The sequence below is a fragment of the Maritimimonas sp. 2210JD6-3 genome, assembly GCF_056591795.1.
In genome coordinates this window covers 1-14,485 of sequence record NZ_JBWQOJ010000055.1, presented here as the reverse complement: position 1 = coordinate 14,485, position 14,485 = coordinate 1, and the positions used below count along the sequence as shown (strand labels likewise).

Below are 14,485 nucleotides of genomic sequence, written 5' to 3'. Positions count from 1 at the left end.
AATAGACAGATTTTATAAAACTATCATAGCTATGCTTGTTAAATTCATCAAAAACATCCATTGTTCTGGGGCTCACAAAATTTTTGTAGTAAAAAGTTTTAACACCATTTAAATCTCGCATTACTTGCGAAATATCTGGATGCATATCCCTAACAAATCCTTCAATCTTCGGTTCGAAAGCTTTTCTATTTATCTGTATACTTATAAAGTATATTGCCGTATTGGCCAAAAATGTAAATTTATGATTGTTAGTAAATGTACTCGATAAGATGGCACTTTCGAAAGCGCGTATTTGATGTTGTTTTTCTGAGTTATCAAAAGTATGCTTCAATTTCCCATCTTTAACAACAATCAATTTTAAAGGATGAGTTTTCCCCTCGATGTAATTTAAATGAATTGTGCTTTTAAGTGTGAAATTCAATTCTAAAACCGAGACACCGAACAAAAACGTATATAATACCACATAACCACTACCATACTGTTCAGGAATATCTACTTTACATTCATTTTGATTAGAAACTATCGTGGTATTAAATGCTTCTGCAAGATTTTGTATAATTTCTTCTGCATTAGAGTCTGAGATGGAGATAGTTCTTGCCATTGCATTAAATCTATAACGATTCGTTTTAAAGTATGTTCAATATACACCATTTTTATCACAACTATTACTACAACAAAATAGACTTTACAGTAATATCTTCTAAATAAGGATGAACTCTTTTATCTAATTAAAATCAATAGTTTATAATACAATTAGAAGAAGTCACTCTAAATTATAGCACACGATATAAAAGCGGCAGGAGAATTTTTTAGCGAAATACTTGATAACCAAATGCTGTTAAAAGAATATCATGATCTTTGTACTGGTTATCACTTATACCTTTACAACAGACCAGAAAATAAGTCACCAGATTTACCAGACACAGACCTTCCATTTTAATCCTATTCTTTTTCTTTAGACCGCAAAAAAATAAAAATAGTTTTGCTCGAAAGGGCAATCCTTCAGGATGGTATTTTTGCTGTTGCTTCTTATAGGTTTTATGGTCATGATAAAAACTTACATAAAGTATCATGACAATGTAAGCCAAAAAGTTAATAATTTTAAGTCATATAGTAGTAAGGAATAAACAAATAATACTACAAATGAATAAAAAGAATAAAGTAATGAAAGTAAAAAACTTAATAATAGTATATACACTGATTAGTGTTTTTTCCAGCTGTACCAATTATGCTCAAAATAATAAAGCATCAAACCTTTCAGCTACAATTATAGATACACTTTGGACAAAAAAGATAGATAAGCCTGATTCTTATTGGAAAAATAAGCTAACACCAGAGCAATATCATATCGCTAGGGAAAAAGGAACAGAACGTCCTTTTACAAGCCCATATAATAATTATAAAAAAGAAGGGGTTTATTTATGTGTTGCCTGTAATAATCCACTCTTTTCTTCAGCAACAAAGTTTAAGTCAGGTACTGGTTGGCCAAGTTTTTGGAAACCTTATTTTAGCAAAAGTGTGGCAGTAGGTCTTGATAATTCTTTAGGAATGATAAGAGATGAATTAACTTGCGGACGATGTGGAGCCCATATTGGCCATGTTTTTAATGATGGCCCAAAACCAACGGGTTTACGATATTGTATTGATGGTGTATCGTTAAAATTTATTGAAAAACCTAAAATAGAAAAAGCGGTATTTGCACAAGGTTGCTTTTGGTGTATGGAAGAAATATTTGAATCTATTAAAGGAGTTACAGATGTAGTTTCTGGTTATGCTGGAGGTACTAAAAATAATCCAACCTATAAACAAGTGGGCAGTGGTAGTACAGATTATGCCGAATCTATTGAAGTGACTTATAATGCCAATGAAATTTCGTATAAAGAACTTTTAAAGGTCTATTTTAATTCGGGAGATATTACTCAAGTTAATGGTCAAGGCCCAGATATAGGTACGCAGTATCGATCAATTATTTTTTATAATTCTAAGGGTCAAAAAGAGCAAATTGAAAAGTATATTAAAGAATTAGAAAAATCAAAAAAGTATTCTAAAAAAATAGCAGTAGATATTGAGCCCTTTAAGAAATTTTATAAAGCGGAACAATATCATCAAGATTACGTAAAAATGCATCCAAATCAAGGATATGTTAGAGGTGTTTCAATTCCGAGATATAAAAAAGCAATTAAAAATTTTCCTGAACTCTTAAAACAACAAAACGAATAAAATAGGGCAGGGTTTAATTTACAGACTCAAAAAAACTTGAAAATTAACTGTCATTACCCCTTACGATAATCGGTCGGGTTTTTACCACGATATTTTTGAAATGTTTTATTCATATGGCTGGCATCATTAAACCCTACTTGATTCGCTATTTGAGAAGCAGTATAGGTACTTTGTTTTAATAAGCGTTCAGCGGTTTTTATGCGTGATTCGGTAATCATCTTTTGTAACCCCATACCTGTATGTTTTTTTAAATAGACACTAATATAATTAGGAGATAGATTAAAGGCGTTTGCAATATAGTGTTGGGTAAGCAGTTCCTTTTTATCCATATGTTGCCGAATATGTGATAATACCTTTTGCACTCTATCGCTTTCCTGTTGAATAATTTTGCTAGGCACCAAATTTTTTTTAGAAAGGTTACGAGCTACCAATACCATAATGGCACCAAAAAGCTCTAGCATTAATATTCTTGAATGTACTTTAGGTTCATTAAATTCCTTTAACAGCATTTCAGCCAACGGAAAAATCATTTTTTTATCGGCTTTATCCTTAATAATACATTCTGGTACCGTATTAGGGTTGTATAATACATCTTCAAATTTATTGACCCAATGTGCGGTGCGGTCACCTATCTGTTTCTCGGTAAATAATTGTTCTGTGAATTTGATATAAGTAAATACGGTAAAAGTTTCTATCTCAAAAGAATGATGGTCTTCGGGCGTTAACAAAAAAACATGACCAGAGTCATAAGAGAATGAAACGCCGTTCAATATATGTTTACCAGTACCCTCGTTTACCAAAATGAGCTCATAAAAATTATGAGTATGTTCAGAATAAGGCCATTCTTCCAGTTTCAACTGAAAGACATTTAAAGTATAGCGGCTAAAAATCCGTTTCATTTATTCAAAATTAATTTACAAAAATACCCTTTTTTTTTACAACAGATAATGTGTGTTTCCAGTATAATTTTGTGATGCATTTAAATAGTAAAAAAATGAAAAATAGAAATAAAAGAGTTTTAATGTCTCTAATTATGTTATGTCTTGTAGGAATCATTTCCGTAAAAGCACAATCAACCACCAAAACAACAAATAAATCCTATTGGCCCAACGACGCCCAATTGGTCATTTCCTTTTCGATGCAATTCGAAACTGGCGGACAGCCCGAAGGAGCAGAAAGCCCATTTTCAGGAAACCCATTACCAAAAGGACAACCCGATTTACCAGCCGAAAGTTGGTTCAGGTACGGAGCAAAAGAAGGAATAGGTAGAATGCTAAATCTATGGAAAAAGCACAACATTAAAGTAACCTCACACGTAGTTGGCGAAGCAGCCATAAAATATCCAGAAGTGGCCAAAGCCATAGCCAATGGCGGTCACGAAATAGCAGCACATGGTATTGCTTGGGACGACCAATGGGGTTTATCCTATAAAGATGAATTGGCATTTGTAAAAAAAGGAATCGATACCGTAGAAGCCATTACAGGTCAAAGAGGAATAGGATACAACTGCAATTGGTTACGCAGAAGCCCCAATACCCTTAAAGTATTACAAGAACTAGGTTTTTTATATCACATTGACGATTTAAGCCACGACGAACCCTTTATAACTATGGTAAGAGGCAAAAAATTTGTCGTAATGCCATACATATTACGCAATAACGACATTGTAAATATTGCAGGAAAAAACTGGAGTCCAGACCAATTTTTGGCACAACTAAAAGCCGAATTCGACCAATTATACGAAGAAGGTGCTACCAGAAGAAGAATGATGAGTATTAGTTTGCACGACAGAATTGGAGGAGCACCATCCATAGTAAAAGTTGTCGATGCGTTTATCGAATACGCCAAACAACACAAAGGCGTGGTATTTATGCGTAAAGATGAAATTGCCAATATGATAAAAGACGACCCCAATACACCTATTGATAATTCAGAAATAAAATACAATAAGTAAAAAAATTAGAAGCCAAGAACCTGCTTTCCGCTATATCTTTTTTTTGCATAAACGCAACAAAAAAAAGGATGCCGCTGCAATCAGGGCTAGGAGTTTAGCAGTACATTAATACATAGAAAAAAATGAAACCACTTGTACTACTGTTACTAAGTTTTACTTCGTTAGTTCAAGCACAATTGCTATACAAACACACAAAAACTTTTGAAAACTAAGGTTTTAGAGCACCAGAAAGTTTATTAAAAGTAAATACGATAGGTAGGGCAGATATCAGTTTTGATACCGAAACGTATATATACCCTTGATGCTAAATAGAAAATTAGTAGGATATAAATTAAGCAAATAAACATGAAAACAACACATACACAAACGGCATTTACACTCTTACGAATTACTATGGGCATTAATTTACTAGGACACGGATTGGTTCGTTTCTCAAAGTTAGGAGCTTTTAAAGATTGGATGGTTACAACATTTCAAGACAGCCTAATTCCTTCTTTTGCGGTTGCCTTTTGGGGCAGTATTTTACCCTTTTTAGAATTTGGTATAGGTATATTGTTAATTCTAGGACTATTTACTTATCGAGCAAGCATTGCAGGTGCAATAGTAATTATAATCCTGTTATTTGGGTCAACATTAATTGAAAATTGGGATTGGGCAGGAATACAAATGATATATGCCCTATTCTTTTATTTCATTATCAGTAATATGGATAATAATACATTCTCGCTTGATGGTAAATTACAAAAAAGCTACCATGAAAAAGTATAGAACTACATTATATCACTCATTACTGGTCGGTTTTATTGCCGCTTTGTTTTTCATCATAAGTGGCTGGTTATCCGTAGCAACTTGGGTTGTATTTTTTGCGTGGGCCAATTATTTTTTGCATGAGAGTAATATTAAAAAATCACTAAAACTTATGTTGGCCCTATTCATAGGTATCGTAATCGCCTTTTTGGCATCACATCTAATGGATTATATAAATAACTCTGTATTGGTAGAAAATGAAAATGCCAACCTATACATTAACGGAGTAATTATTTTTATTGTGGCCACTTTTTTAGTGTTTTTAGAATGTATGGAAGGCTGGGGCCAATTTGTGCCAGCAACTTTTTTAGGCACAGTACTCTTTTTCGCTTTAGGATTAAAAGTACCAGGCACTTCTTTAGATGTAATACTGTTCAAGTTGATTGTTCCTTTGGTACTCGGTGTAACAGCAGGATATCTTACCATAGTAAGTCGAGAAAAATTAGATAATTATTTAAACAAAAAATATGAAAGCAATAGGATTTAAAAAATCATTACCGATAAATGAAGCCGAAAGTTTTATCGCATTTAAAACCGAAACACCCAAACCTACAGGTAAAGATATATTGGTAAAAATAGAAGCTATTTCTGTAAACCCCGTAGATTTTAAAATCAGACAAAACAGTGCGAAGAATACGGTTTTAGACGAACCAAAAATAATTGGTTGGGATGCAGTAGGAACCGTAGAAGCAGTCGGAGAAAAAACAGAACTCTTTAAAGTAGGAGACCAAGTATTCTATGCAGGCGATATTACAAGACCAGGAACCAATGCCGAATATCAACTGGTAGATGAACGTATTGTAGGCAAACGACCAAACAATGTAAGTTTGGCAGAAGCTGCTGCGATGCCGTTAACATCGTTGACCGCATGGGAAATTCTCTTTGACAGAATCCGTATTTCTACAGAAAAAGATAAAGGAAAAAGCATCCTTATTATTGGCGGTGCGGGCGGTGTAGGTTCTATTGCTATACAATTGGCAAAAAAAGTAGCAGGATTAACAGTGTTGGCTACAGCATCACGACCAGAAACTGTAGATTGGTGTAAAAAAATGGGGGCAGACCATATTATAAATCATAAAGATTTGATTAACGAAGTACACAAAGCAGGCTTTAAGGAAGTAGATTTTATCGTCGATTTTGTAGATACCAACAGCTATTGGGATATGATGGTAGCACTCATTAAACCGCAAGGGCATATTGCTTCTATAACAGGTTCATCGAACCCAATTGAGTTAAACAAACTCAAAAACAAAAGTGTTTCCTTTTCTTGGGAATTTATGTACACCCGTTCCATGTTTAAAACCGACGATATGATTGAGCAGCATCATATATTTAATAAACTGGCAGACTTACTCGATGATGGTATGATTCAATCTACACTAACAACTACATTCAATGGTTTTTCTGTTGAGAATTTCAAAAAGGCACATGCACTTCAAGAAACAGGTAAGGCTATTGGAAAGACTGTAATTATATTTTGATTTTTATTCAATAGAAGGAATCTTATTTCAATAGATTAAGGTAGTATTAACAATTTGACGTTGCCTTTTTTTACAACATATATTTACCAATATAGAATGTAATTATACCACAACGTACTTCAAGTACTGCGTTAACTTTGTAGTGTTAAATAAAAATAATAATCTAAAATAAAAATAATGAAATATCCAAAATTGTACACACCATACAATATGAACGGAATCGAATTAAAAAACAGATTCCTGATGGCACCAATGACGCGTTCAAGAGCCTCCCAACCAGGAGATATCCCAAACGCATTAATGGCAGAATACTATGGGCAAAGAGCCTCGGCAGGAATTATTATTACCGAAGCTACACAAGTTTCTTTACAAGGAATGGGGTATGCCAAAACTCCCGGAATTTATACCCAAGAACAGATTGAAGGTTGGAAATTGGTAACCGAAGAAGTGCATAAAAAAGGCAGCAAAATATTTTTACAATTGTGGCATGTAGGTCGTGTAAGTTCATCAAAAGTAAACGGATTACAACCTATAGGGCCATCGGCTATCACAGCAAAAGAAACCAACGTCTATATTTTTGACGGAGCACCTAATGGCGATGCAACCTTTGTTCCCGTAGAAGAACCAAAAGAAATGACGTATGAAGATATAGAACAAGTAATCAAAGAATTTACCCAAGGAGCAAAAAATGCCATAGAAGCAGGTTTTGACGGTGTAGAAATACATGGTGCAAATGGCTATTTAATAGACCAATTTCTACGTAGTAATGCCAACAAACGTGTCGATGAATACGGAGGATGTAAAGAAAATAGAATACGACTTTTACTAGAGATAACACAATCGGTAGTAGATGCTATAGGAAAAGAAAATGTAGGCGTTCGCCTATCTCCATTTATCAGCTTTAAAGATATGAACGACCCAGAGATTTTAGAAACAATAATGTTGGCATCTCAAAAATTGGAAGAAATAGGAGTAACCTACATTCATTTATGTGAAGCCGATTGGGACGATGCTCCAGAAATTCCTAATGACTTTAGAGTAATGTTAAGAAAAACGTTTAGTAACACAATTATTGCCACAGGAAACAAAACCCCTGAAGAAGGAGAAACATTATTGGAAAAAAATATGGTAGATTTAATTGGGTTTGGACGTAATTTCTTAACCAACCCCGACTATCCCGAACGTGTAAAACAAAATGCACCTTTAAACGAAATTAGCGATAACCATACCTTATTTGGCGGCGGGGATGCCAGAGGATATACAGATTATTCATTTTTAGAATAAACTCGTTTAAACTTTTTTGATTGTAACAAAAAATAGAAATTTTTTATTCAATTAATGCATTTTTTCTTTGCATAGCATTAGCTATAGAACTAAAAAGTTTACAAAATAATCTAACAGAGATTCAATAAAAAGAAAGAACATTCAAAAATGATAAATCAAACCATACAAATCGGTCAAATAGATTTAAGTTTTCATAAGGTAGCAGCAGCGGTAGTACTTGCTTATTTTGATAAAATAGGTCAAGCCTACCAATTGCATACCGCTCCACACGAAAAACTATTTAAAAAATATAGAAACGGAAAACTTGACATGGTTTTGGGTGCTTGGTTGCCTTCATCACATGGTAAATATATTGAAGAAGTAGAAGCCCAAACAGTAAGGTTTTCAACATTATACCAACCTTTTTGTATTTGGGGCGTTCCAGATTATGTCTCAGCATCCGAAGTAAGTACTGTTGGCGATATTGTAAATCCGGCGATTGCAGAAAAATTTAATAAAACCATACAAGGTATTAATGAAGGTGCGGGAATTTCAAGGTTTTCAAGAAATATTATTAAAACCTACGGTTTAGATACCTTAGGATTTGAATTTAAGAACGGAAGCATTGCAGATTGCACCAACGCATTTATTGAAGCCTACAAAAAGAAAGAATGGGTTATCATTCCGCTTTGGGAGCCACAATATCTTTTTTATACATATTCTATAAGAGCTTTAAAAGAACCTAAAGGATTATTAGGAAACGTTGATAATTCGACCATAATTGTGCACAAAGATTCGGTATCAAAATTAAAAATAGAAGCTTTACAATTTATTAAAGAAATAACGTTGGGAAATAGTTTGGTTACAGAATTCGACCACAATTATCAAGTAGAAGGATTAGAACCTGCTGAAATCGCAAAGAAACATTTAAAAAATAAATTACTGTAGCTATGGAAATATTGAATCAAATATTCAGCACATCAAGTGGTTGGGCAGCAACGGTGGCTAGATTAACCATTGGGTTTATTATGCTTCCTCACGGAATGCAAAAAGTATTCGGTTTGTACGGTGGCGAAGGATTTACAGGAACAATGAAACGATTTACCAAAGATATGGGCTATCCATCAATAATAGCTTTTCTCATTATTTTCTTTGAATTTTTTGGTGCTGTGGGATTGATTTTAGGTTTTGCATCACGCTTTATGGCGTTTGGAATATTAGTGTTAATGATTGGAGCCATTGTACAAGTACATCGACATTACGGTTACTTTTTAAACTGGCATAACACCAAAGAAGGTGAAGGAATGCAATTTAATTTATTAATGATAGGTATGGCTATAGTGGTAATGATGCTTGGTTCTGGTAATATGTCGATAGATAGTTTAATTAATTTTTAAAAAATATAGTTATGGAATTAAGTACACCAGGCATACTATTTGCCGCAATCAGTTTGCTATTACTAGGCTATGCCGATAGGTTCTCTGATGTAGCAAAATTAATACGACAGTTGCTGACAGATGAACGTAATGATAATTACAACATTATTGAACAACAGTTATTCTTTTTAAAGAAGAGATTAAAGTTAATCAGGTTAACACAAATATTTGGAGTCATAAGTTTTGTACTTTGTGGTTGCTCGTTATTTGCACTCCTATTAAAAAATGTTGTTTTTGGGCAAATATTATTTAGTCTAAGTGTCTTTTTCTTACTCCTAACACTTTTTTCAGGATTTGGAGAAATATGGGTTTCAACAAAAGCACTGAACATTATTATAAATAATCACTATAAAAAAATACAAAATGAAAAAACAAATTATAAGTAAGGCTGGAGATTGGAGCCAGTGGACTCCAGAGTTAAAAGAAGCTTTAGAAGCATCACAAAACAACACCCAAGTTGGAGAAAAGGTGGTTTTTGAGAATAACGAATTTAGGGTATGGAGTATTCATTTGCCAGCAGAACAAAGTTTACCATTTCATAAACACGCTAACCGTTATTTCTGGACAGCAATGAGCGAAGGCAAATCACGCTCTCATTATAACGATGGTTCTATTATTGAAGCAGAATATGAAATAGGCGACACCACTTATTTTAATGATTTAAATGCTGAAAACTACTTTATCCATAATTTGGAAAATATAGGAGATACCATGCTTATTTTCACTACGGTAGAATTTTTAAATTAAAATAGTATGAAGACATCAGATCTATTTATAAAAGCGTTGGAAAACGAAGGCGTTGAATATATTTTTGGACTTCCAGGAGAAGAAAATCTCGATTTTTTAGAATCTCTTAGAAAATCCGACAAGATTAAATTGGTGCTTACCCGTCATGAACAAGGTGCTGGTTTTATGGCAGCTACATATGGCAGACTTACTGGTAAACCAGGAGTTTGTTTAGCAACCTTAGGCCCCGGAGCGACCAATTTGGTAACACCCGCTGCTTATGCACAGTTAGGAGCCATGCCATTGGTTATTATTACTGGTCAAAAGCCCATCAAGAAAAGTAAACAAGGAAAATTTCAGATTGTAGATATCGTTGAAATGATGCAACCGCTTACAAAATATACCAAACAGGTTACCCATGGAGCACACATTCCATCTATAGTTCGTGAAGCATTTCGACTTTCACAAGAAGAAAGACCTGGAGCGGTTCATATTGAACTTCCAGAAGATATAGCAGAAGAAGAGGTAAAAGAACCAACAATTTTTGATGTAGTAGATTTTAAGATTCCACACGCTAGTGAAGTTGTTATTGAAGAAGCATCAGAAATGATTAAAAGTGCTACCAAACCACTTTTACTAATTGGTGCAGGAGCAAATAGAAAAAGAGCAAGTATAGCATTGACCAAATTTGTAGATGATATTGGTATTCCGTTTTTCAATACACAAATGGGTAAAGGTATCATAGATGAACATCATCCCTTATATTTAGGTACGGCTGCATTGTCAGATTATGATTTCTTACACGAAGCTATCAATAATGCAGACCTCATTATTAATGTTGGGCATGATACCATTGAAAAACCGCCCTTTTTTATGCATCAAGAAAATAAACGAAAGGTGATTCACGTTAATTTTTTTCCTGCAGAAATTGATGAAGTCTATTTTCCTCAGCTCAATGTTATTGGAGATATAGCCAATAGTGTTAACCAATTGGCAGAGAAGTTAAAATCTTATGCAAAAAAGTGGGACAATCGTTTTTTCTTAAATGTAAAAGAAAATGTATCTCAACATTTATCAAAATATGAACAAGACGAACGCTTTCCTATTTTACCCCAACGCCTAGTAAAAGTTGTAAGAGAATCATTACATAATGATGATATTGTAACATTAGATAATGGCGTTTACAAAATATGGTTTGCACGAAACTATCCAGCTTATACGCAAAATAGTTTATTACTTGATAATGCATTGGCCACTATGGGAGCAGGGCTTCCTTCCGCTATAATGGCAAAAGAATTATATCCAAACAAAAAAGTAATTTCTGTAAATGGTGACGGTGGATTTATGATGAATTCTCAAGAATTGGAAACAGCTGTTCGGCTTGAACTCGATTTGGTAGTAATTATCCTGAACGATAGTGCCTACGGAATGATACAATGGAAACAAGAAGGTTTAGGTTTTGAAAAATACGGATTAGATTATAAAAATCCAGATTTTGTAAAGTATGCAGAGAGCTTTGGAGCCATTGGGCACAGACCTTGTTCTGTTGAAGATTTTGAATACATATTAAAAGATGCATTAAATTCAAAAGGAGTACATATTATCGATTTATTAGTGGATTACTCATTAAATCATAAAATATTAAATGTTCTTATTAAAGAATATTCCAATAATATCAAATAAAGTATGATAATAGGCTCAAAATATGAAGTTGCTTTTTTCTTTTACGACGCTGTAAAATTCTTGCATAGCCGTAGCTACGGAAGTTTTTTGCAAGAAAGTAAAAGGAGAAATGAACGAGTATTTAAGTTTAGTATTATGGTTTATCAGGTATAAAATTAAAAAATAGAAACTATGGCAAGTACAGTAATTATTAATCCAGCAAATGGAAAAAAAGTAGCAGAATACGAACGTATAGACGTTTATGAAGCTAAAGAAAAAGTGGCACAAGCAAAAAAAGCATACAATTCTTGGAAGCAATTTAGCTATGACGAACGTGCGGTATATATGAAAAGGTTGGCAAAAGTCTTTGAAAAAAATAAAGAAACCTATGCACAATTGGCAACAGAAGAAATGGGTAAGACCATTACTCAGGCAAGAAAAGAAATGGACAAATGCGTTTTAATAATCAACTATTACGCAGATAATATTCATACACTTTTGGGTAACGAAAACGTAAAAACAGAAGCGTCAAAAAGTTATGTAACCTTTATGCCCATTGGTGTGGTTTTAGCTGTTATGCCTTGGAATTTTCCGTTTTATCAAGTTATTCGTTTTGCGGCACCAGCACTTATGGCAGGAAATACAGGTGTTCTAAAACACGCATCAAATGTACAAGGGAGTGCGTTTGCGTTAGAAGAAGCATTTAAAGAAGCAGGATTTCCAGAAGGTGTTTTTACCAATTTAAATATGAGTGCCAGTCATGTAAAAAATATTATTGAAGACAAGAATATTGTAGCCGTTACGCTAACTGGTAGTGACCCTGCAGGACGCTCGGTAGCCTCTATTGCAGGACAGAATTTAAAGAAAACAGTTTTAGAATTAGGCGGCAGTGATGCTTATATAATTCTTGATGATGTAAATATTGAAGATGCTGCCGAAATGGCAACCTTCGGAAGGTTACAAAACAACGGTCAAACCTGTATCGCTGCAAAACGTTTTGTAGTCTTAGATGCCATTTATGATGAATTTTTGGAAGTTTTTACAAAAAAGATGAAAGCTGCAAAAATGGGAGAGCCTACAGATGAGTCCACCTATTACGGACCTATGGCACGTACAGATTTAAGAGATGAAATACACGAGCAAGTTAACAAAACAATTAGTCAAGGTGGCAGATTAGTTTTGGGAGGCGAAATACCCAAAGGCGAAGGTGCTTATTATCCAGCATCTATTCTCGCAGATTTAGAACCAGGAATGGAAGCATTTGACAATGAACTTTTTGGACCAGTAGCCTCCGTAATCAGAGCAAAAGATGAAAACCACGCTATTGAACTAGCAAACAAGTCGCAATTTGGTTTAGGCTCTGGTGTAATGACGGGTAATGCAGCACGAGGAGAACATGTGGCGTTGCAGTTAGAAGCTGGAAGTAGTTTTGTAAATAAGCTCGTGGTCTCTGACCCAAGACTACCCTTTGGAGGCATTAAAAATAGTGGTTATGGAAGAGAACTTTCTGGCTATGGCATTAGAGAATTTGTAAACACAAAATCTATTTGGATTGATTAAAAGCACATAATAGACATTTGGTACTGATTGGTCAATAAAAAACTAACATTAACCAAGCTTACCTTAAAGAACGATACAATTTTAAAAGGATGAAAACAAACATAGGAATAAGCGAAAAAAACCGTCAAGCGGTAGCAGACGAATTGGCTAAACTTTTAGCAGACGAATATATATTATATACCAAAACCCGAAATGCACATTGGAATGTAGAAGGAACAGATTTTTATGATAAGCACAAACTGTTCGAAGCACAATACGAACAACTTGATGAAATTGTTGACAATGTAGCAGAACGTATTCGTTCATTAGGGCATTACGCTCCTGCAACCTTGAAAGAGTTTTTAGCACTTACCCATTTAACCGAGAAAGAACAAAATAATAATAGTGCAAAAGGGTATATCAAAGAATTGTTACAAGACCACGAAACCATTGCGATTCACTTGCGGGAAAATATCAATCCATTTGCAGATACCTTTAAAGATTTGGGAACAAGTGATTTTATAACAGGTTTGTTAGAAGAACATGAAAAAATCGCTTGGTTTTTACGTTCACATTTAAAGTAAATGATGATGACGCTAGACCATATTACCATACGTACCAGAGATTTGGCAGGAACAAAAGACTTTTTTTTGAAGGTTTTTGATTTAGTTGAAAAACCACGTCCCAGAATTATTCAGCGTATTCCGGGGCATTGGCTTTTTAATAAAAATCAACCTATAATACATTTAATTGGCAGTAGAGGTTTTGGCAATAACCACAATGCCGAAGAAATAGACCATGTAGGAATAAAGCTAGAAGGCTATTCTGCCTTCAAACAAAAATTAGAATCGTTAAATATTTCCTATTCATTAATGGATATTGAAGAGTTAGAGGAACGACGTATTTTTTTCCGAACACCAGAAGGCATCTTATTAGAGGGAGTTTTTAATGAACCGATTTCTAAAGCTTAAAAAATTTGAATTTGCCTAGATAATACGAAAGGTGGAAGATGTTTTCATAACTTCATTTTTTAGTTAACATTAAATTGTTATCAGACGAAAGTCAAATCATTTATACAACCTTGAAGATATGATTGAGTTTGATGAAGCTTACTTTGCCGTTGCAACAAAAGCACCTGATAAACAAAAGCTTAAAAAGAGGTAGAGGTAGCCAAAAACAGTCCAATGTTGCTGTAATGGCAGAGTCTGTGCCTTTGGAAGACCCAGATACAGGGAAATATTTACAGAAGTATCTAGATGAATTCTGTTACAAACTTAACAGACGCTACTTTGGTGAGAGCCTATTTGACAGGTTGGTAATAGCTGTCACTCATCAATACTGGTATAAAAGTGTGTAATCAGAAACATTATAAACCAGATGAAGCGATCACCTTATAC

At 34.1% G+C, this 14,485-nt stretch carries 15 protein-coding genes and 2 pseudogenes; 15 read left to right on the top strand and 2 right to left on the bottom strand.

What is annotated here, in order from left to right; all coding sequences use genetic code 11:
- Window positions 1-601 (bottom strand): annotated as a pseudogene (locus AC1EUY_RS15390) (hypothetical protein); the annotation flags it as partial.
- Between the two features lie 542 nt (window positions 602-1,143).
- Here AC1EUY_RS15390 and AC1EUY_RS15385 point away from each other — a divergent pair.
- Window positions 1,144-2,220 (top strand): bifunctional methionine sulfoxide reductase B/A protein, encoded by a 1,077-nt coding sequence (locus AC1EUY_RS15385; RefSeq protein ID WP_480196441.1) that lies wholly within the window; start codon window positions 1,144-1,146, stop codon window positions 2,218-2,220.
- A 53-nt stretch (window positions 2,221-2,273) separates the two neighbouring features.
- Here the strand turns inward: AC1EUY_RS15385 and AC1EUY_RS15380 are convergent, their stop codons facing one another.
- Window positions 2,274-3,119 (bottom strand): AraC family transcriptional regulator, encoded by an 846-nt coding sequence (locus AC1EUY_RS15380; protein ID WP_480196440.1) that lies wholly within the window; start codon window positions 3,117-3,119, stop codon window positions 2,274-2,276.
- A gap of 95 nt (window positions 3,120-3,214) precedes the next feature.
- On the opposite strand from AC1EUY_RS15380, the gene AC1EUY_RS15375 reads away from it, so the two are divergent.
- From AC1EUY_RS15375 to AC1EUY_RS15310, 14 genes and pseudogenes are all read left to right on the top strand, one after another.
- Window positions 3,215-4,174, top strand: coding sequence for a polysaccharide deacetylase family protein (locus AC1EUY_RS15375; protein WP_480196439.1), 960 nt, complete (start codon window positions 3,215-3,217; stop codon window positions 4,172-4,174).
- Window positions 4,175-4,519: 345 nt separating this feature from the next.
- Window positions 4,520-4,942 carry a DoxX family membrane protein gene (locus AC1EUY_RS15370; RefSeq protein ID WP_480196438.1) on the top strand — a complete coding sequence of 141 codons (423 nt, stop codon included), beginning with the start codon at window positions 4,520-4,522 and terminating at the stop codon, window positions 4,940-4,942.
- The gene (locus AC1EUY_RS15365; protein WP_480196437.1) at window positions 4,929-5,468 is read left to right on the top strand and encodes a DUF1097 domain-containing protein; all 540 of its coding nucleotides are present in this window, start codon (window positions 4,929-4,931) and stop codon (window positions 5,466-5,468) included. The genes AC1EUY_RS15370 and AC1EUY_RS15365 overlap by 14 nt, the downstream gene beginning before the upstream one ends.
- Window positions 5,449-6,462 carry a zinc-binding alcohol dehydrogenase family protein gene (locus tag AC1EUY_RS15360; protein WP_480196436.1) on the top strand — a complete coding sequence of 338 codons (1,014 nt, stop codon included), beginning with the start codon at window positions 5,449-5,451 and terminating at the stop codon, window positions 6,460-6,462. Before AC1EUY_RS15365 ends, AC1EUY_RS15360 begins: the two co-directional genes overlap by 20 nt.
- A gap of 177 nt (window positions 6,463-6,639) precedes the next feature.
- Complete coding sequence (locus tag AC1EUY_RS15355; RefSeq protein WP_480196435.1) at window positions 6,640-7,746, top strand: alkene reductase; 1,107 nt, start codon at window positions 6,640-6,642, stop codon at window positions 7,744-7,746.
- Window positions 7,747-7,893: 147 nt separating this feature from the next.
- A complete protein-coding gene (locus tag AC1EUY_RS15350; protein ID WP_480196434.1) occupies window positions 7,894-8,673 on the top strand; it encodes a glycine betaine ABC transporter substrate-binding protein in 780 nt (259 codons plus the stop codon).
- A 2-nt stretch (window positions 8,674-8,675) separates the two neighbouring features.
- Complete coding sequence (locus tag AC1EUY_RS15345) at window positions 8,676-9,122, top strand: DoxX family protein (protein WP_480196433.1); 447 nt, start codon at window positions 8,676-8,678, stop codon at window positions 9,120-9,122.
- Between the two features lie 11 nt (window positions 9,123-9,133).
- Window positions 9,134-9,547 (top strand): DUF2721 domain-containing protein, encoded by a 414-nt coding sequence (locus tag AC1EUY_RS15340; RefSeq protein WP_480196432.1) that lies wholly within the window; start codon window positions 9,134-9,136, stop codon window positions 9,545-9,547.
- The gene (locus AC1EUY_RS15335; RefSeq protein ID WP_480196431.1) at window positions 9,525-9,908 is read left to right on the top strand and encodes a hypothetical protein; all 384 of its coding nucleotides are present in this window, start codon (window positions 9,525-9,527) and stop codon (window positions 9,906-9,908) included. Before AC1EUY_RS15340 ends, AC1EUY_RS15335 begins: the two co-directional genes overlap by 23 nt.
- A 6-nt stretch (window positions 9,909-9,914) precedes the next feature.
- Entirely contained in the window at window positions 9,915-11,570 is a 1,656-nt protein-coding gene (locus tag AC1EUY_RS15330) for an acetolactate synthase large subunit (protein ID WP_480196430.1), read from the top strand.
- Between the two features lie 171 nt (window positions 11,571-11,741).
- Window positions 11,742-13,109: an NAD-dependent succinate-semialdehyde dehydrogenase gene (locus AC1EUY_RS15325; protein ID WP_480196429.1), complete on the top strand. Its 1,368-nt coding sequence runs from the start codon at window positions 11,742-11,744 to the stop codon at window positions 13,107-13,109.
- Window positions 13,110-13,198: 89 nt separating this feature from the next.
- Window positions 13,199-13,672, top strand: coding sequence for a Dps family protein (locus tag AC1EUY_RS15320; protein WP_480196428.1), 474 nt, complete (start codon window positions 13,199-13,201; stop codon window positions 13,670-13,672).
- 6 nt (window positions 13,673-13,678) lie between these two features.
- A complete protein-coding gene (locus tag AC1EUY_RS15315) occupies window positions 13,679-14,059 on the top strand; it encodes a VOC family protein (protein ID WP_480196427.1) in 381 nt (126 codons plus the stop codon).
- Between the two features lie 103 nt (window positions 14,060-14,162).
- Window positions 14,163-14,445: pseudogene (locus tag AC1EUY_RS15310) on the top strand (hypothetical protein); the annotation flags it as partial.
- Window positions 14,446-14,485: the final 40 nt, after the last annotated feature.